21 protein-coding genes are annotated in these 25,368 nt (G+C 59.3%); 12 read left to right on the top strand and 9 right to left on the bottom strand.

Annotated features, from left to right (window positions below; all coding sequences use genetic code 11):
* Positions 1–97 precede the first annotated feature (97 nt).
* The 3 genes from NE357_RS04220 to NE357_RS04210 all read right to left on the bottom strand — a co-directional run bounded on the left by NE357_RS04220 (position 98) and on the right by NE357_RS04210 (position 3,737).
* Positions 98–1,825, bottom strand: coding sequence for an ABC transporter ATP-binding protein/permease (locus NE357_RS04220; protein ID WP_169428841.1), 1,728 nt, complete (start codon positions 1,823–1,825; stop codon positions 98–100).
* Between the two features lie 96 nt (positions 1,826–1,921).
* Entirely contained in the window at positions 1,922–2,482 is a 561-nt protein-coding gene (locus NE357_RS04215; protein WP_003221630.1) for a response regulator transcription factor, read from the bottom strand.
* Positions 2,475–3,737, bottom strand: a complete 1,263-nt coding sequence (locus tag NE357_RS04210) for an ATP-binding protein (protein ID WP_169428840.1) — start codon at positions 3,735–3,737, stop codon at positions 2,475–2,477. Before NE357_RS04210 ends, NE357_RS04215 begins: the two co-directional genes overlap by 8 nt.
* A gap of 226 nt (positions 3,738–3,963) precedes the next feature.
* Here NE357_RS04210 and NE357_RS04205 point away from each other — a divergent pair, with 226 nt between their 5' ends.
* Positions 3,964–4,680 carry an SIMPL domain-containing protein gene (locus tag NE357_RS04205; protein ID WP_085729587.1) on the top strand — a complete coding sequence of 239 codons (717 nt, stop codon included), beginning with the start codon at positions 3,964–3,966 and terminating at the stop codon, positions 4,678–4,680.
* Positions 4,681–4,847: 167 nt separating this feature from the next.
* Here the strand turns inward: NE357_RS04205 and NE357_RS04200 are convergent, their stop codons facing one another.
* Complete coding sequence (locus NE357_RS04200) at positions 4,848–5,207, bottom strand: DUF6124 family protein (RefSeq protein ID WP_169428839.1); 360 nt, start codon at positions 5,205–5,207, stop codon at positions 4,848–4,850.
* Positions 5,208–6,126: 919 nt separating this feature from the next.
* Here NE357_RS04200 and NE357_RS04195 point away from each other — a divergent pair.
* From NE357_RS04195 to NE357_RS04155, 9 genes are all read left to right on the top strand, one after another.
* Positions 6,127–7,728: an ABC transporter substrate-binding protein gene (locus tag NE357_RS04195; RefSeq protein WP_169428838.1), complete on the top strand. Its 1,602-nt coding sequence runs from the start codon at positions 6,127–6,129 to the stop codon at positions 7,726–7,728.
* 260 nt (positions 7,729–7,988) lie between these two features.
* On the top strand, positions 7,989–9,611 hold the full coding sequence (locus NE357_RS04190; RefSeq protein ID WP_169428837.1) for an ABC transporter substrate-binding protein: 1,623 nt from the start codon (positions 7,989–7,991) through the stop codon (positions 9,609–9,611).
* Positions 9,612–9,907: 296 nt separating this feature from the next.
* Positions 9,908–11,506 carry an ABC transporter substrate-binding protein gene (locus NE357_RS04185; protein WP_169428836.1) on the top strand — a complete coding sequence of 533 codons (1,599 nt, stop codon included), beginning with the start codon at positions 9,908–9,910 and terminating at the stop codon, positions 11,504–11,506.
* Between the two features lie 178 nt (positions 11,507–11,684).
* Positions 11,685–13,097, top strand: coding sequence for an OprD family porin (locus NE357_RS04180; protein ID WP_169428835.1), 1,413 nt, complete (start codon positions 11,685–11,687; stop codon positions 13,095–13,097).
* A 78-nt stretch (positions 13,098–13,175) separates the two neighbouring features.
* On the top strand, positions 13,176–14,771 hold the full coding sequence (locus NE357_RS04175) for an ABC transporter substrate-binding protein (protein WP_169428834.1): 1,596 nt from the start codon (positions 13,176–13,178) through the stop codon (positions 14,769–14,771).
* Between the two features lie 74 nt (positions 14,772–14,845).
* Complete coding sequence (locus tag NE357_RS04170; RefSeq protein ID WP_007953665.1) at positions 14,846–15,856, top strand: ABC transporter permease subunit; 1,011 nt, start codon at positions 14,846–14,848, stop codon at positions 15,854–15,856.
* 11 nt (positions 15,857–15,867) lie between these two features.
* Positions 15,868–16,794, top strand: coding sequence for an ABC transporter permease subunit (locus tag NE357_RS04165; RefSeq protein WP_115076533.1), 927 nt, complete (start codon positions 15,868–15,870; stop codon positions 16,792–16,794).
* A 10-nt stretch (positions 16,795–16,804) separates the two neighbouring features.
* On the top strand, positions 16,805–17,773 hold the full coding sequence (locus tag NE357_RS04160; RefSeq protein ID WP_169428833.1) for an ABC transporter ATP-binding protein: 969 nt from the start codon (positions 16,805–16,807) through the stop codon (positions 17,771–17,773).
* Positions 17,773–18,753 carry a peptide ABC transporter ATP-binding protein gene (locus NE357_RS04155; RefSeq protein ID WP_169428832.1) on the top strand — a complete coding sequence of 327 codons (981 nt, stop codon included), beginning with the start codon at positions 17,773–17,775 and terminating at the stop codon, positions 18,751–18,753. The genes NE357_RS04160 and NE357_RS04155 overlap by 1 nt, the downstream gene beginning before the upstream one ends.
* A 108-nt stretch (positions 18,754–18,861) precedes the next feature.
* Here NE357_RS04155 and NE357_RS04150 read toward each other — a convergent pair whose 3' ends face one another.
* The 5 genes from NE357_RS04150 to NE357_RS04130 all read right to left on the bottom strand — a co-directional run bounded on the left by NE357_RS04150 (position 18,862) and on the right by NE357_RS04130 (position 23,393).
* The gene (locus NE357_RS04150) at positions 18,862–19,077 is read right to left on the bottom strand and encodes a hypothetical protein (RefSeq protein ID WP_249314372.1); all 216 of its coding nucleotides are present in this window, start codon (positions 19,075–19,077) and stop codon (positions 18,862–18,864) included.
* Between the two features lie 220 nt (positions 19,078–19,297).
* Complete coding sequence (locus NE357_RS04145; protein WP_169428831.1) at positions 19,298–19,720, bottom strand: hypothetical protein; 423 nt, start codon at positions 19,718–19,720, stop codon at positions 19,298–19,300.
* A gap of 330 nt (positions 19,721–20,050) precedes the next feature.
* Positions 20,051–20,311 (bottom strand): hypothetical protein, encoded by a 261-nt coding sequence (locus tag NE357_RS04140; protein WP_169428830.1) that lies wholly within the window; start codon positions 20,309–20,311, stop codon positions 20,051–20,053.
* Between the two features lie 160 nt (positions 20,312–20,471).
* On the bottom strand, positions 20,472–21,680 hold the full coding sequence (locus tag NE357_RS04135; RefSeq protein ID WP_169428829.1) for an MFS transporter: 1,209 nt from the start codon (positions 21,678–21,680) through the stop codon (positions 20,472–20,474).
* 129 nt (positions 21,681–21,809) lie between these two features.
* Positions 21,810–23,393 (bottom strand): peptide chain release factor 3, encoded by a 1,584-nt coding sequence (locus tag NE357_RS04130; protein WP_011332431.1) that lies wholly within the window; start codon positions 23,391–23,393, stop codon positions 21,810–21,812.
* A gap of 357 nt (positions 23,394–23,750) precedes the next feature.
* On the opposite strand from NE357_RS04130, the gene NE357_RS04125 reads away from it, so the two are divergent.
* Both NE357_RS04125 and NE357_RS04120 read left to right on the top strand, forming a co-directional pair.
* On the top strand, positions 23,751–24,440 hold the full coding sequence (locus NE357_RS04125; protein ID WP_169432591.1) for an ABC transporter permease: 690 nt from the start codon (positions 23,751–23,753) through the stop codon (positions 24,438–24,440).
* 21 nt (positions 24,441–24,461) lie between these two features.
* Positions 24,462–25,355, top strand: a complete 894-nt coding sequence (locus NE357_RS04120) for a glycine betaine ABC transporter substrate-binding protein (RefSeq protein WP_169428828.1) — start codon at positions 24,462–24,464, stop codon at positions 25,353–25,355.
* The last annotated feature ends 13 nt before the right edge of the window (positions 25,356–25,368 follow it).

The raw sequence follows: 25,368 nt of genomic DNA, 5'->3' as shown, positions 1-25,368 counted from the left end.
GGTTATCTCGAATTTCGGCTAGAGAGGCATCATAGCCCAAGGAAGTTGTACGATCACCGTCCTCTGTGGGAGCAGGCTCCCACAGATTCAGTGCACATCAGGCCGTGACGGTCTGCTCGACCAGATGCCCGCCATCGATCCGCACGTGCCGTGGATGGAAGCGCTTGAGGCTGCTGCGGTGGCCGACGCTGACGATGCTCAAGCCCGGCAACTGATCGATCAGCGCCTGATACAGCGTGGCCTCGTCTTCTTCGTCCATCGCCGACGTCGCTTCGTCCATGTACAGCCAGTGCGGTGCGTAGAGCAGCGCACGAGCAAAGGCCAGTCGTTGCTGCTCACCCGGCGAGAGCATGCGCTGCCAGTGATTGGCTTCGTCCAGTCGCGCCACCAGATGCGGCAGACGGCAGGTTTCCAGCACTTGTGCATAACGCTCTGGCGCGTAGGTATCGCCCGGTTGTGGATAGTTCAAGGCTTCGCGCAGTGTGCCGATCGGCAAATACGGCTTTTGCGGCAGGAACAGATAACGTGCCGCCGGCAAGCGGATACTGCCGTGCCCTGCCGGCCACAGATGCCCCATCGCCCGCAACAGCGTCGACTTGCCGCTGCCGGAGCGGCCGCTGAGCATTACCCGGTCGCCCGCCTCCACGGTCATGTGGGCGCTGGTCAGCAAATGACGACCATCGGCCAGATCGAGCCCGAGGTTGTGTACCTTCAATTCGCTGCCCTGATTCTGCACATCGATGGCCGGTGCCCGGTCTTCGTTTTCACTCATGGCCTGACGGAAGCTCAGCAGACGATCACAAGTGGCGCGCCAGGCCGCCAGATCCGAATACGCGCTGATGAACCAGCTGAAGTTCTCCTGCACATTGCCGAACGCCGAGTTGATCTGCATCAGCTCGCCCAGCTCGATCTTGCCTGCCAGGTAGCGCGGTGCCGCGACGATGAACGGAAAAATGATCGCGATCTGGCCATAACCCGAGGTGAAGAACGTCAGGCGCTTGGACACCCGCATGATGTCCCAGAAGTTGTGCCAGACCAGACCGAAGCGGCTGCTCAGACGACGGTTTTCGTTGGGCTCGCCGTTGTACAAGGCGATGCTCTCGGCGTTCTCACGCACTCGCACCATGGAGAAACGCAGGTCGGCTTCGAAGCGTTGTTGTTGGTTGTTCAGGCCGATCAGACGTCGACCGATCAGGTGGGTCAGCCAACTGCCGACCGCCGCGTACAGCAGCGCACACCAGAACATGTAGCCGGGAATTTCGATGCCGAACACTTCGATGCTGCCGGACACACCCCACAGAATGATCGAGAACGACACCAGGCTGACCACCGTGCGGATCAGTCCCAGCCCGAGGCTCAGGGTGTTGGCGGTGAAGGTGTTGAGGTCTTCGGAAATCCGCTGGTCAGGGTTGTCGGTATAACCGCCCTGCTCCAGCTGGTAGTAATTCTTGTGCCCGAGCCAGCGCTTGAAGTGGTTCTCGGTGAGCCATGCCCGCCAGCGGATCGTCAGCATCTGCGTCAGGTACAGGCGATACACCGCGCCGAGGATAGCCACCGTGGCAATACCGCAGAAATACAGGATCAGTTGCCAGAACGCAGCCTCATCCTTCTTTTGCAGTGCGTTGTAGAAATCCTTGTACCAACTGTTGATCCACACCGAGATCGCCACGCTGAACAGCGAAAGCGCAATCACGGCAATCAGCAATGTCCAGGCCTTGCCCTTCTCTTCGCTGCGCCAGTAAGGCGTGGTCATGGCCCACACCTTGCGAAAAAACTGCCCGCGCACAGCATCGTTGACCGCGGAATATTCAGCGTTCTGATTCATGGATAAGGCTCGATAAAGAAAAGAACAGACACGCACCGATCATAGTTGATCGGTGCGCTTTATCGCGAGGGCTGGCGATGGCCGTTCAGCGCAGGTTCAGCGACGAACCGGGCGCTTCTGCAGTTTGCGCTGCAGCGTGCGGCGGTGCATGCCCAGGGCACGGGCAGTGGCGGAGATATTGCCTTCGTGCTCGGTCAGCACGCGCTGGATGTGTTCCCACTGCAGGCGGTCCACCGACATCGGGTTTTCCGGCACCAGGCTGTCGAGGTCGGCGTGCTCGGACAGCAGCGCCGCCAGCACGTCGTCGGCGTCCGCCGGTTTGCACAGGTAATTGCAGGCGCCTCGCTTGATCGCTTCGACGGCCGTGGCAATGCTCGAGTAACCGGTGAGGATCACCACGCGCATTTCCGGGTCCAGCTCCAGCAGCTTCGGCAGCAGGACCAGACCGGAGTCGCCGTCCATTTTCAGGTCCAGCGCGGCATAGTCCGGCAGATCGGCCTGGGCGATGGTCAGACCTTCCTCGGCGGAACCGGCGGTGCTGACGCGAAAGCCACGGCGGGCCATGGCACGGGCCATCACCCGAGTGAAGGTCGCGTCGTCATCGACCAACAGCAAATGCGGCAGTTCTTCGCCTTCGACTTGGATTTCGTCACTCATGTTGCTCTCCTCGGACGCCGTGGGGCAGGCGCAGCTCGGTGAGCGTGCCGCCTTCCTCATGACTATAGAGTTTCACTGAGCCGCCGGCGCGTGTCACGCTGGCCTTGCTCAAAAACAGGCCCAGGCCGAAGCCTTTGCCCTTGGTGGTAAAAAACGGTTTGCCGATCTGCTCGGCGATGGCCAGCGGCACACCGGCACCATGATCGCGGATGCTGATAGTCAGGTCTTCGGCGGTCCAGTCCAGGGTCACCTGAAGGTTTTCCGGGCAGGCGTCGGCGGCGTTGTTCAACAGATTCAACAAGGCCTGGGTCAGATCCGGGGGCGGCGCCACACGAGGCAGCGGGCCCTGGCCCAGGCGCTGGAAGCGGTAACTGGCCTCGGGACGCATCAGGTGCCAGCGATTGAGCGCTTCGTCGAGCCAGTCGGTAACGTCCTGCATCTCCACCGCCATCCGGCGATTGGCCTCGGCGGCGCGCACCAGTTGCTGCAGGGTCTCCTTGCAGAGCTTCACCTGATCCTTCAGCACCTTCAGGTCTTCCTGAAGCATCGGGTCGTGATGATCCTGCTGCATTTCGTTGAGCAACACGCTCATGGTCGCCAGCGGCGTACCCAATTCATGGGCGGCACCGGCGGCCTGAGTCGCCACGGCCAGCAACTGCTGATCGCGCAGACCTTCTTCGCGGCGGATTGCCCGCAATTCTTCCTGACGGCGCAGCTCTTCGGCCATCCGTGCGGCGAAGAAGGTGATCACCGCTGCCGCGAGGGCAAAACTCAGCCACATGCCGTAGATCTGCAGGTTCTCCCGGGCCACGGGCAGGGTTTCCAGCGGATAGAAATGCGTCAGCATCAGGGTGTACAAAGCCAGCGCAATACCGGACAGCACCACCGAATAACGCCACGGCAGCGTCACCGCAGCGATGGTCAGCGGCACCAGATAATACGAAACGAACGGGTTGGTCGAACCACCGGAGAAATACAGCAAGGCACTGTGGATAACCAGATCGCAGGCCAATTGCAGCGCGTATTCGAGCTCGGTCACCGGCCACGAAGTGCGCAGACGCACGGCGGTGAACACACACAGCAGAATCGAACAGCCGAGGGTCATCACCAGTTGCACCCACGGCAACGGCAACAGATCCAGCCAGTAGGCCAGGCCCACGGAACCGGCCTGCGCGGCGAGCACCAGGGTGCGGATGAAAGTCAGCCGCCAGAGGTTCTGGCGAGTGGCGGAAGTCAGTTGTACGGGGGCGAGCATGAGCTCTCCTGATGAGCGCTCCAGGCGGATCGCACGGAGTATAACCAAGGCGCGGGCTTGAGAGGCGAAAGTGCGGCAAACGACCACATGGCAAAAAGCGTCGCGGCGGCTATAAGGCCCATCTGTATAGAAGTTGTAACTGGGCGAACCGGATCATAGACGCTAGAGTCTGATGGTTTCACGCAGGCCCCCGAACCATCACCTGCGCCCTCATCAAGGAGCTTTCATGCACACATTTCGCCGCAGCGCCGCCCTTCTCGCCCTGACCGTCGGCAGTGTCGCCAGCCTTCCGGCCCTGGCTGCCGATGAGCTGCACTACAACCAGATTTCCCTGCGCGCCGAAGTCAGCCAGGAAGTGGCCCGCGACCTGATGATCGTGACCCTCTACACCGAAGAACAGAATACTGACCCGGCCAAACTCGCCGCCGACGTCAGCACCACCATGAACAAGGCCCTGGCCCAGGCCAAGCAGGTCAAAGACATCACCCTGCGCCAGGGCAGCCGCAACAGCTACCCGATCTACGACACCAAGGGCCAGAAAATCACCGGCTGGCGCGAACGCGCCGAACTGCGTCTGGAAAGCGCCGACTTCGCCGCCCTGTCCAAACTCACCGGCGAACTGCTGACCGACCTGAAAATGGGCGGCATGGACTTCGCCATCGCCGACCCGACCCGCAAGGCCAGCGAAGACAAACTGCTGAAAGAAGCCGTCACCGCCTTCAAGGCCCGCGCCCAACTGGCCACCGACGCCCTGGGCGGCAAGGGCTACAAAATCGTCAACCTGAACCTCAACAGCAACGGCTTCCCACAACCGTACATGCGCGCCCCGATGATGATGAAAGCCGCCGGCATGGATTCGGCGCCCGTCACGCCTGAAGTCGAAGCCGGCACCAGCCAGGTCAGCCTGACCGCTGATGGCTCGATTGAAGTATTGATGCAGTGATTGAGTGACGGCTGAATGAAAACCGGCGATCAGTGATGATCGCCGGTTTTTTTGTGCCCGGCATTTGGGTTGTCAGCTCCGCCGTCATCGCTAGCAAGCTAGCTCCCACATTTGGAATGCGGACTCCTGTGGGAGCCAGCCTGCTGGCGATGAACGATGACACGGTCTCAGGTTTGCGGATCAACCCGATCCAGCGCCCGGTTCACCGCCAGCTCGGCCAGCATGATGATCTGCTGGATCCCGAGCGCCGTACTGCGCTGCGAACCGCTGAGCTCATTGGCGAAATTGCTGGCGATGGTACTGGCCGACGCCAGGGATTCGCAGGCATTGGCCAGCAGGCTTTCGGTGTCGACGTTGGGCGTGACCATGTACATCGTGCTCGGGCTCGGTTTGGAAGGATTGGGGCACAGGTAATAGTCGAGGGCGCGTTTGATGGCTTCGCGGTTGCGGGCGAGGTCTTCGGCGCGCATGGCTTCTTCGAGGGGGGTGGGTGATTCGAAGGGTGGGTCGGGTACGGGCTTGTTCATGGAGCATTTCCTTATGAATTTGCGCCACTCATTTCCGATCTCACTCGTGAAATGAGGTGGCAACTATGTACGGAGTGAGATTACCGGTAAGGAAACCAACCCGGCCGGACCGAAGTCCGCCCGTACATAGCCGCCATAAAGAACTGCCGACAGCATGAACTGGCGGCGATTATGGGGTGGCTTGCGCTGGTTTCCAAATTCAGTAACCGGGAATCTCACCTCCCGATCGCAGATTGTTCTGCGACAACCAAAGACTAGAGAGCGTGCTTCCGACGGACAACCTGAAAACCTTGTGGGAAGGATCCGGTGTTGTTGTTGAGATTTAAACAGCTTCAAAAGCTGCCCTCACCCTAGCCCTCTCCCGGAGGGAGAGGGGACTGACCGCGGTGCTTGGGGGAGGTACGCCGACGTGAGATATCGAGGTGAACTCGGGTTTAAAACGCATACAACTCCACTCCGGCTTTGGCTTTGGCTTTGGCTTCCACCACTCAACACAATGAGCGTTAGCTCGAGTACCGCTTTTGATCTTCGGGCGACGTCGGAAGGCTGAGTGGAGGGATTTATCCGGGGGTGGGAGCGCAGCGACCGTTTGGCGAAGCCAAACACATCGAGAGGAGGTGCAGCGAAGCAAACCGTAGGCGATGCCCCCGGATGAATCCCGGAGCGAAGGAACCCCGAGCCCTAGCGAGCGGGCCGAACGCAGGAGCAAGCGTTTTTGGTTACTTTTTAGGCGTTTGTAAAAAGTGACCCGCCGTAAGGGCGGAACCATAAGCCGCAGCACCCGAAAAAACGGTTATGTTCACAACCTCCCCAGATATACCGAGATAGACACCTCACCTAGAAAAACGATATTTCCGCACCCACCGAAACCCCGGCTACCCTCCTCCCCACAACTACCTCCAATACACTCGGGGACTCCATGGATCGATTCACCCTCAAACCACTTCTAATAACCCTGGCCCTGACCGCCATCACCCCAATCGCCAACGCAGCCACAACCCTCGTCTACTGCTCCGAAGCCAGCCCCGCCGGCTTCGACCCCAGCCAATACACCAGCGGCACCGACTTCGACGCCTCCGCCGAAACCGTCTTCAACCGCCTCACCCAATTCAAACGCGGCGGCACCGACATCGAACCCGGCCTGGCCACAAGCTGGGACGTCAGCCCGGACGGCCTCCAGTACACCTTCCACCTGCGCCAAAACGTAAAATTCCACACCACCGACTACTTCACCCCGAGCCGCACCTTCAACGCCGACGACGTGCTGTTCACCTTCCAGCGTCTGCTTGACCCGGACAACGCCTTTCGCAAGGCCTACCCCGCCGAGTCCCCGTACTTCACCGACATGGACCTGAACACCACGATCAAATCCGTGGAAAAACTCGACGAAAACACCGTGCGCTTCAACCTGAACAACGTCGACGCCGCGTTCGTGCAAAACCTCGCCATGAGCTTCGCTTCAGTGCAATCGGCCGAATATGCCGCGCAGTTGCTGAAGGAAGGCAAAGCGGCGGATATCAACCAGAAACCGGTCGGCACCGGCCCATTCGTGTTCAAGCGCTACCAGAAGGACTCGCAGATCCGCTACGCGGCGAACAAGGACTACTGGACACCCGAAGACGTGAAAATCGACAACCTGGTGTTCTCGATCACCCCGGACGCCGCTGTCCGTCTGCAGAAGCTCAAGACCGGCGAATGCCAGGTCAGTGGCTACCCACGCCCGGCCGACATCGAAGTGATGGAAAAAGACCCGAACCTGCGCGTGTTGAAGCAGGCCGGTTTCAACCTCGGTTTCCTCGCCTACAACACCACCCATCCACCACTGGACCAGCTCAAGGTGCGTCAGGCACTGGACATGGCCATCGACAAACCGGCGATCATCAAGGCGGTTTACCAGAGTGCTGGGCAGTTGGCGCAAAACGCCTTGCCGCCCGCGCAATGGTCGTTCGATCCGAACATAAAAGACGCGCCGCACGACCCTGCAAAAGCCAGGGCGCTACTCAAGGAGGCAGGGGTTGCACCTGGTACAACCATCAACCTCTGGGCCATGACCGTGCAACGCGCTTCAAACCCCAATGCGCGAATGTCGGCACAGATGATCCAGCAGGATTGGGAGAAGATCGGTATCAAGGCCAACATCGTCAGCTATGAATGGGGCGAGTACATCAAGCGCGCCAAGAATGGCGAACACGACGCGATGATCTACGGCTGGACCGGTGACAACGGCGACCCGGACAACTGGCTGGGCGTGCTTTACAGTTGCGCGGCGGTGAAAGGCAGCAACTACGCCAAGTGGTGCGATCCGGCCTACGACAAACTGGTGCAGCAGGCCAAGGTGTCCACGGATAAATCGCAACGGGTAAAACTGTATCAACAGGCGCAACTGATCCTTAAACAGCAGGTGCCGATCACGCCGATCGCCAACTCCACGGTGTTCCAGCCGCTGCGCAAGGAAGTCACCGACTTCAGGATCAGCCCGTTCGGTCTAACCCCCTTCTATGGCGTGGGTATAAATAAGTAACACCGGGCCCCGATTCGGCGCGCAAAACGTGACCAATGCACCGTTTTGGGGCTTCGTTTGCACCGTAAAAACCGACCGCAAACGGTCAAATGCGTCAGAAGTTATACAGATGCGACATTAAGGTACGTTCGTGCCACCGTTTGATGCCGCCGGGCGCTCTGGATCTTGCATTGGGTATGGGCCCTGCATAAGTATCCGCAGGCACGACTCACGAGGTCGTACCTCAATATTAAAAAATGACAACAAATCATGAGGCCAACATGCTTAAACACGCGGTCATTCCGTTTTTAGTCGGCGCAGGCTTGTTTGCCTCCGCACCTTTCGCCACCGCTGCGACTAACCTGGTGTTCTGCTCCGAAGGCAGCCCGGCCGGTTTCGATCCAGGCCAGTACACCACCGGAACCGACTTCGACGCCTCAGCCGAAACCATGTTCAACCGTCTGACCCAGTTCGAGCGTGGCGGCACCGCCGTTGTTCCTGGGCTGGCGACCAGCTGGGACATTTCCCCGGACGGCCTGACCTACACCTTCCACCTGCGTGAAGGCGTGAAGTTCCACACCACCCCGTATTTCAAGCCGACTCGTGAGTTCAACGCCGACGACGTGCTGTTCACCTTCAATCGCATGATTAACAAGGATGACCCGTTCCGTAAGGCGTACCCGACCGAATTCCCGTACTTCACCGACATGGGGATGGATACCAACATCACCAAGATCGATAAAGTCGACGACCACACCGTCAAGTTCACCCTCAAAGAAGTCGACGCCGCGTTCATCCAGAACATGGCCATGAGCTTCGCGTCGATTCAGTCCGCCGAGTACGCAGCCCAGCTGCTGAAACAAGGCAAGGCTGCCGACATCAACCAGAAGCCGGTCGGCACTGGTCCGTTCGTGTTCAAGAGCTACCAGAAAGACTCCAACATCCGTTACACCGGCAACAAGGATTACTGGAAGCCTGAAGACGTGAAGATCGACAACCTGATCTTCGCCATCACCACCGACCCGTCGGTCCGTATCCAGAAGCTGAAAAAGAACGAGTGCCAGGTCACCCTGTTCCCGCGTCCGGCCGACCTCGCTGCACTGAAAGCCGACCCTGCGCTGAAGATGCCTGACCAGGCCGGCTTCAACCTGGGCTACATCGCCTACAACGTGATGGACAAGGTCAAAGGCAGCAACGAGCCGAACCCGCTGGCCGACCTGCGTGTTCGCCAGGCGCTGGACATGGCCGTCAACAAGCCACAGATCATCGACTCGGTTTACCAGGGCGCGGGCCAGCTGGCCGTCAACGCCATGCCGCCGACCCAGTGGTCCTACGACACCACCATCAAGGACGCCAAGTACGATCCTGAGAAAGCCAAGCAGCTGCTCAAGGAAGCCGGCGTCAAGGAAGGTACCGAGATCGTCCTGTGGGCGATGCCGGTTCAGCGTCCGTACAACCCGAACGCCAAGCTGATGGCCGAAATGCTCCAGTCCGACTGGAAGAAGATCGGTCTGAACGTGAAGATCACCAGCTACGAGTGGGGCGAGTACATCAAGCGTTCCAAAGGTGGCGAGAACCAGGCCATGATCATTGGCTGGAGCGGTGACAATGGTGATCCGGACAACTGGCTCAACGTGTTGTTTGGTTGCGACTCCCTGAGTGGCAACAACTTCTCCAAATGGTGCGACAAGAAATTCGACGGCCTCGTGAAAGAAGCCAAGCGCACCACCGACCAGGCCAAGCGCACCGAACTCTACAAAGAGGCGCAACACGTCCTCAAAGATGCAGTCCCTATGACACCTATCGCTCACTCGACGGTGTATCAACCCATGCGCGCCAACGTGCAGGACTTCAAGATCAGCCCATTCGGCTTGAACTCCTTCTACGGCGTCAGCATCAAGTAAAAAAGCCGGCGGCGACGTTTTCAGCGTCGCCGCTGTTTTTTTCTGCCGATTAGTCAGGAATTTGCCTACATCCATTTCCACCTGGCCCTACCAGGTTGGTTTAGGACGCGTCGCCTTTTCCTACGAGTCTTTAGGACTCTGCGCATTTACTGCCAGACCTGCGGTCCCTACCGTCAGGTTCTGACCAGTGACTGCGTGGGCTATCGGTTTGCTGTGGGTTTGAGCTCAATGCAGCCACAACTTCCCTGGAAGGGATCACGGCGCATTGAAAAACACTGAGATAAAGAGGGAGCGTCATGCGCCATACCTTGGTTTTTTCCGCATTGCTGGGCGCCGGCCTGCTGGCCGCCACGTCCGCGACTTTTGCCGCCAGCGACAGCCTGGTGTTCTGTTCCGAAGGCAGTCCGGCCGGTTTCGATACCGCGCAGTACACGACGGCCACCGATAACGACGCCGCCGAACCGCTGTACAACCGCCTGGCTGAATTCGAAAAAGGCGCGACCAATGTCGTACCGGGTCTGGCAACGAGCTGGGATATTTCCGAGGATGGTCTCAAGTACACCTTTCACCTGCGTGAAGGGGTGAAGTTTCATTCAACGGCGTACTTCAAACCTACCCGCGATTTCAACGCCGACGACGTGCTGTTCACGTTTAACCGCATGCTCGATCCGCAACAGCCCTTCCGTAAGGCTTATCCGACCGAGTTCCCGTATTTCAACGGGATGAGCCTCAACAAGAACATCGCCAAGGTCGAAAAGACCGGGCCGCTGACCGTGGTGTTCACGCTCAACAGCGTCGACGCCGCGTTCATCCAGAACATCGCCATGAGCTTCGCCGCCATTCTGTCTGCCGAATACGCCGACAAATTGCTGGCCGAAGGCAAGCCGAGCGACATCAACCAGAAGCCGATCGGCACAGGGCCGTTCGTGTTCAAGAGCTATCAGAAAGACTCGAACATCCGCTACACCGGCAACCCGCATTACTGGGATCAGAGCCGGGTGAAGCTGAAGAACCTGATTTTCGCGATCAATACCGACGCCTCGGTTCGCGTGCAGAAGCTCAAGGCCGGCGAGTGCCAGGTCACACTGCATCCACGCCCGGCGGATGTGCCGGCACTGAAGAACGACCCGAAACTGCAATTGATCGAAAAGCCGGGCTTCAACCTCGGCTACATCGCCTACAACGTGCGCCATAAACCGTTCGACCAGCTCGAAGTGCGGCAGGCGCTGGACATGGCGGTGAATAAACAAGGGATTCTCAACGCTGTTTATCAAGGCGCCGGTCAACTGGCCGTCAACGCCATGCCACCGACCCAGTGGGCCTACGACGACACCATCAAGGAAACCGCCTACAACCCGGAAAAAGCCAAGGCACTGCTCAAGGCTGCCGGCGTCAAGGAGGGCACAGAAATCAACCTGTGGGCCATGCCGGTGCAGCGTCCGTACAACCCGAACGCCAAGCTGATGGCCGAAATGCTCCAGGCTGACTGGGCCAAGATCGGTCTGAAAGTGAAGATCGTCAGTTACGAATGGGGCGAGTACATCAAGCGCACCAAGAATGGCGAACACGACATCAGCCTGATCGGCTGGACCGGTGACAACGGGGACCCGGACAACTGGCTCGGCACGCTGTACAGCTGCGACGCCATTGGCGGCAACAACTACTCCATGTGGTGCGACCCGGCTTACGACAAGCTGATCAAGGAGGCCAAGGTGGTCACCGACCGTGAGCAGCGCACCGTGCTCTACAAACAGGCCCAGCAGTTGCTTAAGCAGCAAGTGCCGATCACGCCTGTCGCCCACTCGACGGTCAACCAGCCGCTGAGCGCGAGAGTCGAGGGGTTCAAGGTGAGCCCGTTCGGTCGCAACGTGTTTTCGGGTGTCAGCATCGATTAAACAAAAAACCGACTAGCCGCATCGCTGAGGAGGCCGTCTACCTCCTCACGCAAGCGCTTTGCCGAAATTCGCCAATCAGGCCTTTTGCAAACGTTTGCGATGTGTGAATGAGTTCTAAAACCAAAAACCGGCCCTATAAAAAAAGCCGGCATAAAAAGAAAGTAAAGGAGCTTCACCCATGAAACTGAGCAGCACCGCGATACTGGCCCTGGCCATCAGCAGCATCACCGCCACGGCTTATGCCGAGGAACAGAGCCAGGCGTTCACCCCGGTTACCGTCAACGAGCAGAGCGCCCAGGCTGAAGCCACCGGTTTCCTCGAAGGCTCCAAGATCAGCGGCACGACCCGTAACTGGTACGCCAACGAGCAACTGAAACGTGGCGGCAAGTTCACCTACCGCAAAGACGGCGTTGCAACCCCGACCGATCGTCGTATCAACTGGGTGCAGGGCACCATCGTCAACTACACCTCCGGCTTCACTCAGGGCACCGTCGGTGTCAGCACTGAAGTGGCCGCGTACAACGCCGTTGCCCTGGAGCGCGACCGCAAGGATCTGGCCTCCAACAATGGTGGCGCACCGGGCTCGCGTCCAGGCGCAGGCAACAACCGTACCCTGACCAAAGAAGGCGGTGATGCCGAAGGTCAGTGGAGCAAACTGGGCCTGGCCAACGTCAAGTTCCGCGTTTCCAACACCACCCTGACCGCCGGTCGCCAGAACTTCAGCACCCCCATCGTCGACACCATCGGCAACCGTGCGCTGCCTTCGAGCTTTGAAGGTGTCAGCCTGCACAGCGAAGAGCTGAACAACCTGTCGTTCGACGCCGGCAGCTTCGACCGCGTATCGCCGCGTACCGAAGAAAGCCTGTCGAAATTCCGCTCCGAGTACACCAACAACAATGCCGAAACCGATCGCGTGAGCATCGTCGGCCTGAACTACCAGCCGCTGAAAAGCCTGAAGACCAGCCTGTACGCTTCCAAGGTTGAAGACTTCTGGAACCAGTACTACTTCGGCGCCACCCACGAGTTGGGTGACAGCAATGTCGTGAGCCTGACCACCGGCCTGAACTACTACAAGACGGTCGATACCGGCAAAAAAGAGATGGGCAACATCGACAACGACACCTACTCCCTGTCGTTCGGCCTGACCCACCAGGCACACAGCCTGACCTTCTCGTACCAGGAAATTAACGGTAACGAGTACTTCGACTACCTGCACGAAACCAACGGCATCTACCTGGCCAACTCCCTGCTGTCCGACTTCAACGGCCCGAACGAGAAGTCCTTCCAGGTCGCCTACGGTCTGAACATGGCCGAGTACGGCGTACCAGGCCTGAAGTTCAACATCTACCAGGCTCGCGGCTGGGGCATCGACGGTACTCACTACACCGGCACTGCGTATGACGTGAAAAACATGGACGGCGAACACCACTACGAATACGGCATCGGTGCCACCTACGCGGTACAGAGCGGTCCGCTCAAGGCGACCACCGTGCGCGCCACCTACACCGCTCACCGTGCCAGCGAAAACCAGGCTGACGGCAGCATCAACGAGTTCCGTCTCGTGACCACCGTACCATTCAACATTCTGTAAAAACGCGTGCCGACGGCTGACTCAGTGACGAGTCGGCCGTTCGGCTTTTTGTCTTCAACCGATTGCAGAGGGTTAACGATGAAAATGCTTCCCCTACGTGCGGCCGTCGCTGCCGCCTTGTTGAGCGCCGCCATCGGCGTCTCGGCCAAACCCTTGGTGGTCTGCACCGAAGCCAGTCCGGAAGGCTTCGATATGGTCCAGTACACGACTGCAGTCACTGCCGACGCGGTGGCCGAAACCATCTTCAACCGTCTGGCGGACTTCAAGCCCGGCACCACCGAAGTGATTCCGGCGCTGGCCGAGTCCTGGGACATCAGCGAAGACGGCCTGACCTACACGTTCCACCTGCGCAAAGGCGTCAAGTTTCACACCACCGACTATTTCAAGCCGACCCGCGACATGAATGCCGACGACGTGGTCTGGAGCTTCCAGCGTCAGCTGGACCCGAATCACCCGTGGCACAAGCTGTCGAGCGTGGGCTTCCCGTACTTTGAAAGCATGGGCTTCAAGGAACTGCTCAAAAGCGTCGAGAAAGTCGACGACAACACGGTCAAGTTCACCCTGACCCGCCGCGAAGCGCCGTTCCTGGCCGACATCGCCATGGCGTTCTCCTCGATCTATCCGGCCGAATACGCCGACCAGTTGCTCAAGGCCAACAAGACCGGCGACCTGAACAGCAAACCGATCGGCACCGGGCCGTTCATCTTCCAGCGCTACAACAAGGACGCCCAGGTACGCTTCAAGGCCAACCCGGACTACTTCCGTGGCAAGCCTCCGGCTGACGCGCTGATCCTGGCGATCGCCACCGACAACAACGTGCGTTTGCAGAAGCTCAAGGCCAACGAGTGCCAGATCGCGCTGTATCCGAAACCGGATGACATCCCGAGCATCAAGAAAGACAGCAACCTGAAAGTCGACGAACTGGATGCGATGACCGTCTCGTATGTCGCCATGAACACCCAGCACAAGTACATGAGCGACGTGCGGGTGCGCAAAGCCATCGACATCGCCTTCGACAAGGAAGCCTACGTCAACGCGCTGTTCGGCAAAGGCAACGCGACCGTTGCGGTCAACCCGTACCCGCCGACCCTGCTGGGCTACAACCACGAGTTGAAGAACCCGCCACGTGACCTCGACAAGGCCCGCGCCCTGCTCAAGGAAGCCGGCGTGCCGGAAGGCACCGTGTTCACCCTGTTCACCCGCAATGGCGGCGGCCCGACCAACCCGAACCCGATGCTCGGCGCACAAATGATGCAGGCTGACCTGGCGAAAGTCGGGATCAAGATCGACATCCGTGTGATGGAATGGGGTGAGATGCTCAAGCGCGCCAAGGCCGGCGAACACGATATGGTGTCGGCCGGATGGGCGGGCGACAACGGCGACCCGGATAACTTCCTGACGCCTATGCTCAGTTGCGAAGCCGCCAAGAACGGCGAAAACTACGCTCGCTGGTGCAACGAAAAATTCCAGACACTGCTCGACGAAGCACGGGCTAAAGTAGATCCGGCCGAACGCGCCAAGCTGTATGAACAAGCCCAGGTGCTGTTCAATCAGGACCAACCGTGGATCAGCATGGCCCACACCCGGATGTTCACTGCAATGCGCAACAACGTTGAGGGTTATCACATCAGCCCTCTGACAACCAATAACTTCGCCACCACCCAGGTGAAGTAGATAAGAAAACTCCCGGTTTCCCTGACCCCAGGGAAACCGGGCACGCCTAACCGGCTGATGAGGTACCACACACGATGTTTAGTTTTATTGCCCGCCGACTGGGGTTATTGATCCCCACGTTTTTCGGCATCACCTTGCTGACTTTCGCGTTGATTCGCATGATTCCCGGCGACCCCGTGGAAGTGATGATGGGCGAACGTCGGGTCGACCCCGAAATGCACGCTCAGGCAATGGAACGCCTCGGTCTGAACAAACCGCTGTACGCCCAGTATCTGGACTACATCGGCAAACTGGCCCACGGCGACCTCGGTGAATCCCTGCGCACCCGCGAGAGCGTATGGACCGAGTTCACCTCCCTCTTCCCGGCGACCCTGGAACTGTCCATGGCCGCCCTGCTGTTCGCCGGCATCCTGGGCCTGTTGGCCGGGGTGATTGCGGCCCTCAAGCGAGGATCCCTGTTCGACCACGGGGTGATGGGCATCTCCCTGGCGGGGTACTCGATGCCGATTTTCTGGTGGGGCCTGATCCTCATCATGTTCTTCTCCGTGAGCCTGGGCTGGACCCCGGTATCCGGACGGATCGACCTGCTTTACGACATCGAGCCGCGCACCGGTTTCATGCTGATCGACACCCTGCTGGCCGATGACATGGGTGCGTTCCTCGATGCCCTGCACCACCTGATCCTGCCGGCCATCGTGCTGGGCACAATTCCGCTGGCGGTGATCGCGCGGATGACCCGTTCGTCGATGCTCGAAGTATTGCGTGAAGACTACATCCGTACCGCCAAGGCCAAAGGCCTGTCGCCGTCGCGCGTGGTGTTCGTGCACGGTCTGCGCAACGCGCTGATCCCGGTGTTGACCGTGGTCGGCCTGCAAGTCGGCACCCTGCTGGCCGGTGCGGTTCTGACCGAAACCATCTTCTCCTGGCCCGGCATCGGTAAATGGCTGATCGAAGCCATCGGCGCCCGGGACTACCCGGTTGTGCAAAACGGCATCCTGTTAATCGCCTGCCTGGTGATTCTGGTCAACTTCGTGGTGGACATCCTCTACGGCTTTGCCAACCCACGCATCCGTCATCAGCGCTGAGGTCAATACCCATGAGCACTCCAACTTCCTCAGTAGTCACCGCCGCCACCGCCGTGGATCAAAGTCTGCTGTACCCGTCACCGTACAAAGAGTTCTGGCAGGCCTTTGCCAAGAACAAGGGCGCCGTCGCCGGTCTGCTGTTCATGCTGCTGGTAATTTTCTGCGCGATTTTCGCGCCGTGGGTCGCCCCGCATAACCCGAGCGAGCAATACCGTGACTTCCTGCTGACGCCGCCGGCGTGGCTCGAAGGCGGGCAAATGCAATTCCTGCTCGGTACCGACGAACTGGGTCGCGACCTGCTGTCGCGTCTGATCCAGGGTTCGCGTCTTTCGCTGCTGATCGGCCTGTCGTCGGTGGTGATGTCGCTGATCCCGGGGATTCTGCTGGGCCTGTTCGCCGGCTTCTTCCCGAAAATGATTGGCCCGACCATCATGCGTCTGATGGACATCATGCTGGCCCTGCCGTCGCTGCTGCTGGCCGTGGCGATCGTCGCCATCCTCGGCCCAGGCCTGATCAACACCGTGATCGCCATTGCCGTGGTGTCCTTGCCGTCCTACGTGCGTCTGACCCGTGCCGCGGTGATGGGCGAACTGAACCGCGACTACGTGACCGCTGCGCGCCTGGCCGGTGCCGGTCTGCCACGCCTGATGTTCATCACCGTGCTGCCCAACTGCATGGCACCGCTGATCGTCCAGGCGACCCTGAGCTTCTCTTCGGCGATCCTCGATGCCGCCGCCCTGGGCTTCCTCGGCCTCGGCGTCCAGCCGCCAACCCCTGAGTGGGGCACCATGCTGGCTTCGGCCCGCGACTACATCGAACGCGCCTGGTGGGTCGTGAGTCTGCCTGGTTTGACCATTTTGCTCAGCGTGCTGGCAATCAACTTGATGGGCGACGGTCTGCGCGATGCGCTGGACCCGAAACTCAAGAACGCCGCCTGAGGAGATTCCCATGTCACTGCTAGAAATCAAGAATCTCAACGTTCGCTTCGGCGACAAGAACGCCACACCCGTGGTCGACGGCCTCGACCTGAAAGTCGACAAGGGCGAAGTCCTGGCGATCGTGGGCGAGTCGGGTTCCGGCAAGTCCGTGACCATGATGGCGCTGATGGGCCTGATCGAACACCCGGGGATCGTCACTGCCGATTCCCTGAGCTTCGACGGTAAAGACATGCTCAAACTGAGCAATCGCCAGCGTCGGCAGATCGTCGGTAAAGACCTGTCCATGGTGTTCCAGGATCCGATGACCGCGCTGAACCCGAGCTATACCGTCGGTTTCCAGATCGAGGAAGTGCTGCGCCTGCACCTGAAAATGTCCGGCAAGGCCGCCCGCAAGCGCGCCATCGAACTGCTGGAAAAGGTTGAAATCCCGGGCGCCGCGAACCGTATGGACGCCTACCCGCATCAACTGTCCGGCGGCATGAGCCAGCGCGTGGCAATTGCCATGGCGATTGCCGGCGAGCCGAAACTGCTGATCGCCGACGAACCGACCACAGCACTCGACGTGACGATTCAGGCGCAGATCATGGACCTGCTGCTGGCGTTGCAGAAAGAGCAGAACATGGGCCTGGTGCTGATCACCCACGACCTCGCCGTGGTGGCTGAAACCGCCCAGCGCGTGTGCGTGATGTACGCAGGGCAAGCCGTTGAAGTCGGTCAGGTGCCGCAACTGTTCGACATCCCAGCGCACCCGTACAGCGAAGCGCTGCTCAAGGCGATTCCGGAGCACAGCCAGGGTGCCGAGCGTCTGGCCACTCTGCCGGGCATCGTTCCGGGCCGTTACGACCGTCCGCAAGGCTGCCTGTTGTCACCGCGCTGCCCGTACGTGCAGGACAGCTGCCGCGCACAGCGTCCGACCCTTGACCCGAAAAGCCACAGCCTCGCCCGCTGCTTCTACCCGCTGAACCAGGAGGTGGCGTAATGGCCGTCGTACTTACCGCCCGCGACCTGACCCGTCACTACGAAGTCTCCCGTGGCCTGTTCAAGGGCCACGCGACCGTGCGCGCCCTCAACGGCGTGTCGTTCGAACTGGAAGCCGGCAAGACCCTCGCCGTTGTGGGCGAATCGGGCTGCGGCAAATCCACCCTGGCCCGTGCCCTGACCCTGATCGAGGAGCCGTCGTCCGGCTCCCTGAAAATCGCCGGGCAAGAAGTGGCCGGCGCCGACAAGGCCCAGCGCAAGCAACTGCGCAAAGACGTGCAGATGGTGTTCCAGAGCCCATACGCCTCGTTGAACCCACGGCAGAAGATCGGTGATCAACTGGCCGAGCCGCTGCTGATCAACACCAACCTGTCGGCCGCCGAACGTCGCGAGAAAGTCCAGGCGATGATGAAGCAGGTCGGCTTGCGTCCCGAGCATTATCAGCGCTATCCGCACATGTTCTCCGGCGGTCAGCGTCAGCGTATCGCGCTGGCCCGAGCGATGATGCTGCAACCGAAAGTGCTGGTGGCGGACGAACCGACCTCGGCGCTCGATGTGTCGATCCAGGCCCAGGTACTGAACCTGTTCATGGATCTGCAGCAGGAGTTCAACACCGCCTATGTGTTCATCTCGCACAACCTCGCGGTGGTGCAACACGTGGCCGATGACGTGATGGTGATGTACCTCGGCCGCCCCGTGGAAATGGGTCCGAAGAACGACATCTATGAACGCCCGCTGCACCCGTACACCCAGGCGCTGCTGTCGGCGACCCCGACCATCCATCCGGACCCGAACAAGCCGAAAATCAAGATCGTCGGCGAGTTGCCTAACCCGCTGAACCCGCCACCGGGCTGTGCTTTCCACAAGCGCTGCCCGTACGCGACCGAGCGTTGCAGTACTGAAGAACCGGCGTTGCGCCACCTCGACAATCGGCAGGTGGCTTGCCACTACGCCGAACAGTTCCTCGACGGCGCGGCATGAAAAAACCCGCCCGGTTTCCTGGGGCGGGTTGTTGATGATGTTGACCAAACCCCTTCTGCCTCGATTGCGCATCAGTCGAGAAAGAAGGGGTTTTCTTTTGTCCGGAATTTACGTCTGGCTATCGCCTTCATCCGGATCATCGGAGTCCGGCTCGTCGGTGGTCGAGTCGTCATCGTCGGCGCTGCCGCCCTGGCCCTGATCGCCCGGCTCGGACTCGGACTTGGCCAGCATCAGCGCGCTGTGCCCCACCTGCCCGCTGGACGCCTGGGTATCGTGATCCTCGCACTCGGCCCAGGCCGTCGCGGTGCCGAGCAACTCCTCCACGGCGTGGCAAAGTAAACGCTCATGTAATTGTGGCGGTATTCAAACAATCAGCCAAACCGCTTTCTTCCAAAACGACAATTGGAAGAAAGCGGTTGTTCAGCGAGCATCACAAAGATACAGAAGACCTTTTTTCCAAACCACAACAAAAGCCCCCCTCCCTTTCGCCAATAACTCCAGACAATTTAAAAATCAAACAAAAGCCTAACCCATGAATTAAGGATTACGGTCCCTCAAACCCCACAAATTCACCTAGAACCACGACTTTATCCTTAACATCACCTGTAGCACTTTCCAACTTCAACCTAGCTTCAAATTCGGCACTTTCAGAAAAATCATCGAACTTTTTAAACACGATAGTTCCTGAAACACCGTCATAGGCAACCCCCTCAGCGCTCTTATAATAAGCTAACGCAGTTTCCTTCTCTCCGGACCAAGCCGTTTGTATATCGTAATTTACGTTCTCTTTAACATCTAAAGTTCGTATAAAAAAACCCAGTTGCTCCGTTGCCATTCTGCCGTCCAAGGAATAGCCTTTATCCGATAGATTTTGCTTAAAAGAAACATCAGTCGTCGAAAAACCTGGCACTGAAGTTCCAGTAGCCTGCAATTTCCCGGTAGTATTCTTGCTTTCGTCAGTACTCATCATACGATTCCTTTTAGTAATTAAAAGCATCCAACTGCACGAATACTTATAAGGAGCAAACAACACGACGTCTACTGTCATTTCTGACAGGTCTGGAACAATCAATGTGAAATTCCGACAAACGGCTCGCATTGCAAGCAGGAGATTTTCAAGCAGAGCCGACAACTTTGCGGATCCGCGGGAAACATAGAGGAAGGATAGTCCGCACTAAAGCCTGAAGTATTTTAGTCTTCGGTAACTTCAAACTGTTTTCTCGTTTACTCCCCCTCTTCCACCTCGATTGCGATTGCACATCAGTCGAGGCAGAAGAGGTTTTCTATTGTCTGCAATCTACGTCTGGCTGTCGCCTTCATCCGGATCATCGGAGTCCGGCTCGTCGGTGGTCGAGTCGTCATCGTCGGCGCTGCCGCCCTGGCCCTGATCGCCCGGCTCGGACTCGGACTTGGCCAGCATCAGCGCGCTGTGCCCCACCTGCCCGCTGGACGCCTGGGTATCGTGATCCTCGCACTCGGCCCAGGCCGTCGCGGTGCCGAGGGACAGCATCACCATCACTTTCAACAGCAGCAAAACCCGTAGCAACCTGCTTTTCATAGCCGAGTCCATCCTGTTCCAAGTGAAAATTCATGCCTGACCTGACGCTGATTGAAATCTAGTTCCGATCCGCCGGGTTCACCAGATAGGACGCTGCCCCATGCCCGAAAATGCCATGCGTGGACAGACCACTTTCGAATAACGCCTATAACCGGATCGGCTAAGCATTTGCGCATTGCGTGGTTCGAATACGGGTGGCCTGATAAATCAGCGGTACTGACAGCGAGGCCAGCACGGCACTCGCCAGCCAGACACTGTGGCCACCGAACTGGCCGTAGAGCTGCCCACCCAGCACCGGCGACAACAGGGAACTCGCACTCCAGGCCATGAAGAACAGACCGAAGTAACGGCCGCTTTTTCCGGTTTGTGCATGCTGCATTACCAGCACGTTCAACGGTGGCATGAACAACGCTTCCCCCAGCGTCCAGATGACTGTCGAGAGACAGGCATAAAACAAGCCGGAACCCAGCGGCAACATGCCGAGTCCGACCGCCAGCAGCACACAACCGGCGATCAATGGCCGACGCGCGCCCCAGCGTTCCCCCCAGTGCGACATGGGAATCTGCAGCGCTACCACCAGAATCGCGTTGATCGCGAACTGCCAGCCGATGGCCTCGGTGCTCAAACGGTAATAGTCGCGAAGATAGTTGCCCAAGGTGCTGTAGACCGTGTCGAACGACATGCCAAGAAGGACGGTCGCCGCCAGCAACCAGAGAAATGGTTTGTCGCGATAGGGAAGGCCCGAACCCGATTGCGCCGGTGGCGCCTCGTCAGCGATCAGCACCGGCCGGCGCCAGGTCGTGCGGATGAACCAGAGCAGCGCCAGCAGCGTGAGCCCGGCACTGATGAAAAACACCCAGCGAAAATCCACCTGTGCCAGAACACCGCCCGCTACACCGGCAGCGGCCATCCCGAGGTTCCGGGCGATGCGACTCAACGCCTGCGCCCGTGGGCGCTGCGCAACCTCGCAATACTCCATGATCAGTCGCTGATGCAGGGTGCGAATCGCGCCATCGAGAGTGCCGCTGAGCAATAGCAACCCGGCCAGCAACGGCACTTGCGTAACCAGACCCAGCAAGACCAGAACCCACGCAGAGACAAAGAACAGCGCCGCCGTCAGGCGCGCCGTGCGGACGTGGTCACTGAGCCATCCGCCGAGCATCGAGCCGATCAGCAGACCACCGCCATATGCCGACAGCAGCCAGCCGACGGTTTCAATCGCCAGCCCCAGCTCCTGGCGCAAGTACAACGCCATGAACAGCTTGACCATGCTGCTCAGGCGATTAATGAAGAGCAACGCCGCCAGCACCCAGGCCATCAGGCTGAAATAACCATTGGGCCGAAGCAGATAAGCGAGCCTCCCTGTCATTCGATCGCTCCCTTATTGATGGGACCAGATGCACTGCGCCCGACTTGAATGAGTTCGCATACTTAATCAACACGCAAAAAAAACCCACTGTTATATCAGTGGGCTTTTTCGGGTGTCGCCAGTCAGCGCTTAATGGTGCTCACGCGTCGCACGGAATTTCACGTCCGGCCAGCGCTCTTCCATCAGGGCCAGGTTGACCCGGGTCGGCGCGAGGTAAGTCAGGTGACCGCCGCCGTCCAGCGCCAGGTTTTCCACCGCCTTGTTGGAGAATTCCTCGAGCTTCTTCTTGTCGCTGCATTCGATCCAACGCGCGGAATAGACGGTGATCGGCTCGTAGGAGCACTCGACCTTGTATTCCTCTTTCAGGCGGCTGGCGACCACATCGAACTGCAGCACACCGACGGCGCCGAGGATGATGTCGTTGCTGCGCTCCGGGAAGAACACCTGGGTCGCGCCTTCTTCGGCCAGCTGTTGCAGGCCCTGGCGCAGTTGCTTGGATTTCAGCGGATCGCGCAGGCGTACGCGGCGGAACAGTTCCGGGGCGAAGTGCGGGATACCGGTGAAGCCCAGGGTTTCGCCTTCGCTGAAGGTGTCACCGATCTGGATCGTGCCGTGGTTGTGCAGACCGATGATATCGCCGGCGTACGCTTCTTCGAGCTGTTCACGCTCGGAGGAGAAGAACGTCAGGGCGTCGCCGATGCGCACGTCCTTGCCGGTACGCACGTGACGCATCTTCATGCCTTTCTCGTACTTGCCCGAGCAAATGCGCATGAAGGCGATGCGGTCACGGTGTTTCGGGTCCATGTTCGCCTGGATCTTGAAGATGAAGCCCGAGAACTTTTCTTCCACCGGCTCCACGGTACGCTCGTTGGCCACACGTGGCAGCGGACGCGGTGCCCAGTCGACCACGGCGTCGAGTACGTGGTCGACACCGAAGTTGCCCAGTGCGGTACCGAAGAACACCGGGGTCAGCTGACCGTCGAGGAACTCCTGCTGGTTGAACTCGTGGCAGGCGCCCTGCACCAGTTCCAGCTGTTCGAGGAAGCGCTCGTACTCGTCGCCCAGGTGGGCGCGGGCTTCGTCGGAATCAAGCTTTTCGATGATCTTGGTTTCGGTGCGTTCGTGACCGTGACCGGCGGTGTAGACAATGATGTAGTCGTCGGCCAGGTGGTAAACGCCCTTGAAGTCGCGGTAGCAACCGATCGGCCAGGTGATCGGCGCGGCCTTGATCTTCAGAACGGCTTCGATTTCGTCGAGCAGTTCGATCGGGTCACGGATGTCACGGTCGAGTTTGTTGATGAAGCTGACGATCGGCGTGTCACGCAGACGGCAGACGTCCATCAGCGCAATGGTACGTGGCTCGACACCTTTACCGCCGTCGAGGACCATCAAGGCCGAGTCCACCGCGGTCAGGGTGCGGTAGGTGTCTTCGGAGAAGTCTTCGTGGCCCGGGGTGTCGAGCAGGTTGATCATATGTTCGCGATACGGGAACTGCATGACCGACGTGGTAATGGAAATACCCCGCTGCTTCTCCATCTCCATCCAGTCGGATGTCGCATGGCGGTCGGATTTACGGGATTTCACCGTACCGGCCACTGCAATCGCCTTGCCCATCAACAGGAGCTTTTCGGTGATCGTGGTTTTACCGGCATCGGGGTGGGAAATAATGGCGAAAGTGCGGCGTTTCGCGACTTCGGCGGCCTGTCTGGTCATGGGAAATCGCCTGGCGGTGATTCAAAAAAGGGCCGCGATTATAGCCCAAGTCAAGACAATAACCGAACCGTTGAGCACATTAAGGGTGGCCAAATGCTGCCTCAGATGGGAACCTTTTAAAGCACGGAGACGTCCATCCCCTGTTACGACTTTTCGTCAGGGGCTGAAAAATCAGCAAGTTAGCCTGACGAGGCTGCGCTCATGGCTCACTTTCAGACCGCTTTTGGCCGGTGCTGGGGGAGCTGCTTCTCGCGAACGTTCACGCCCGGCAGCCAGGCATGGCATGCCACTCGGGACAGCGTCCGCCGACTATAAAAAAGGAGTCCGCCTGTGGCTATCCGCTATGGCAAAGGGCTGATGGGAGGTGCGGTGGTAATCGCGCTCCTGGCCCTGCTGGTCCACTGGATCGGCATCAACACGATCGAACACTACCGCGACGATTTGTTGTTTTACCTGCAAGCTCATCTGATTCTCGTCCTCGCTTCAATGCTGGCCGCCCTTGTCGTGGGCATCCCCGCCGGTATCTTCCTGAGCCGCCCGACCATGGTCGGCCGCGCCGAACGCTTCATGCAAATCTTCAACATCGGCAACACCGTGCCACCGCTGGCCGTACTGGCGATTGCCCTGGGGATACTCGGCATCGGCAGTGGTCCGGCGATCTTCGCGTTGTTCCTCGCCTCGCTTTTGCCGATTGTGCGCAACACCTATGAAGGCCTGAAAAACGTCCAGGGTTCGCTGAAAGAAGCCGCAGTCGGCATCGGCATGACTCCGCGCCAGGTGTTGTGGCAGGTCGAATTGCCCAACGCCGTGCCGATCATCGTTGGCGGTGTGCGGGTGGCCCTGGCGATCAACGTCGGTACAGCGCCGCTGGCCTTCCTGATCGGCGCCAACAGCCTCGGCAGCCTGATCTTCCCCGGCATCGCCCTGAACAATCAGCCGCAACTGCTGCTCGGCGCCGCGTGCACCGCGCTGTTGGCGTTGCTGCTCGATGGCGTGGTCACCCTCGCCAGCCGTCTCTGGCTGGAACGCGGTTTGCGCCCGTCTTAAGGCTTCGGCAAAGGAATATTCATGAAACGACTTAGCTTGATTCTAGGCTGCGCCCTGCTGTTCGCAGGATTTGCCCAGGCGGCGGAAAAGCCGCTCATCCGCCTCGGTGCCCGGGTGTTCACCGAGCAAACCCTGCTCGCGGAAATCACTGCGCAATACCTGCGCAGCAAAGGCTACGACGCGCAGATTACCGGTGGCCTGGGCAGCAACCTGGCCCGCAGCGCCCATGAGAGTGGGCAACTCGACATGCTCTGGGAATACACCGGCGTGTCGCTGGTGGCCTACAACCATGTCACCGAAAAACTCGACAGCGAACAGTCCTACGCCCGAGTAAAAGAACTCGACGCGAAAAAAGGCCTGGTCTGGCTGACGCCGTCGAAATTCAGCAACACCTACGCCCTCGCCCTGCCGAAAAAGGTCGCCGAGCAATATCCGCAGATCAGCAACATCAGCCAGTTGAACGACGTGCTGCGCAGCGAGGCCAGCAGCAATCATCTGGTGGCGCTGGACACTGAGTTCGCCAACCGCTCCGACGGTCTGGACGGCATGGTCAAGCTGTACGACATGAACCTGACCCGCCAAAACATCCGGCAGATGGACGCAGGACTGGTCTACACCGCCCTGCGTAACGGCCAGGTGTTTGCCGGTCTTGTCTACACCACTGACGGTCGCCTCAATGCGTTCGGGCTGAAGCTGCTGGAAGACGACAAGCATTACTTCCCGGACTACACCGCCGCGCCAGTGGTGCGTCAGGCCTACCTCGACGCTCACCCGCAACTGGCGGAACAGCTCAAACCCCTGGCCGAGCTGTTCGACGACGAAACCATGCGCCAGCTCAATGCGCGGGTCGATGTCGATCACGAAAGCCCGTCGAAAGTCGCTGCCGATTTCCTGCGCCAGCATCCACTGAACTAAAGGAGGAAAAGTC

It is taken from the genome of Pseudomonas sp. G7(2022) (assembly GCF_052660475.1).
The sequence above is the reverse complement of the archived record's forward strand: the minus strand, read 5'-3'. Positions and strand labels throughout refer to the sequence as shown.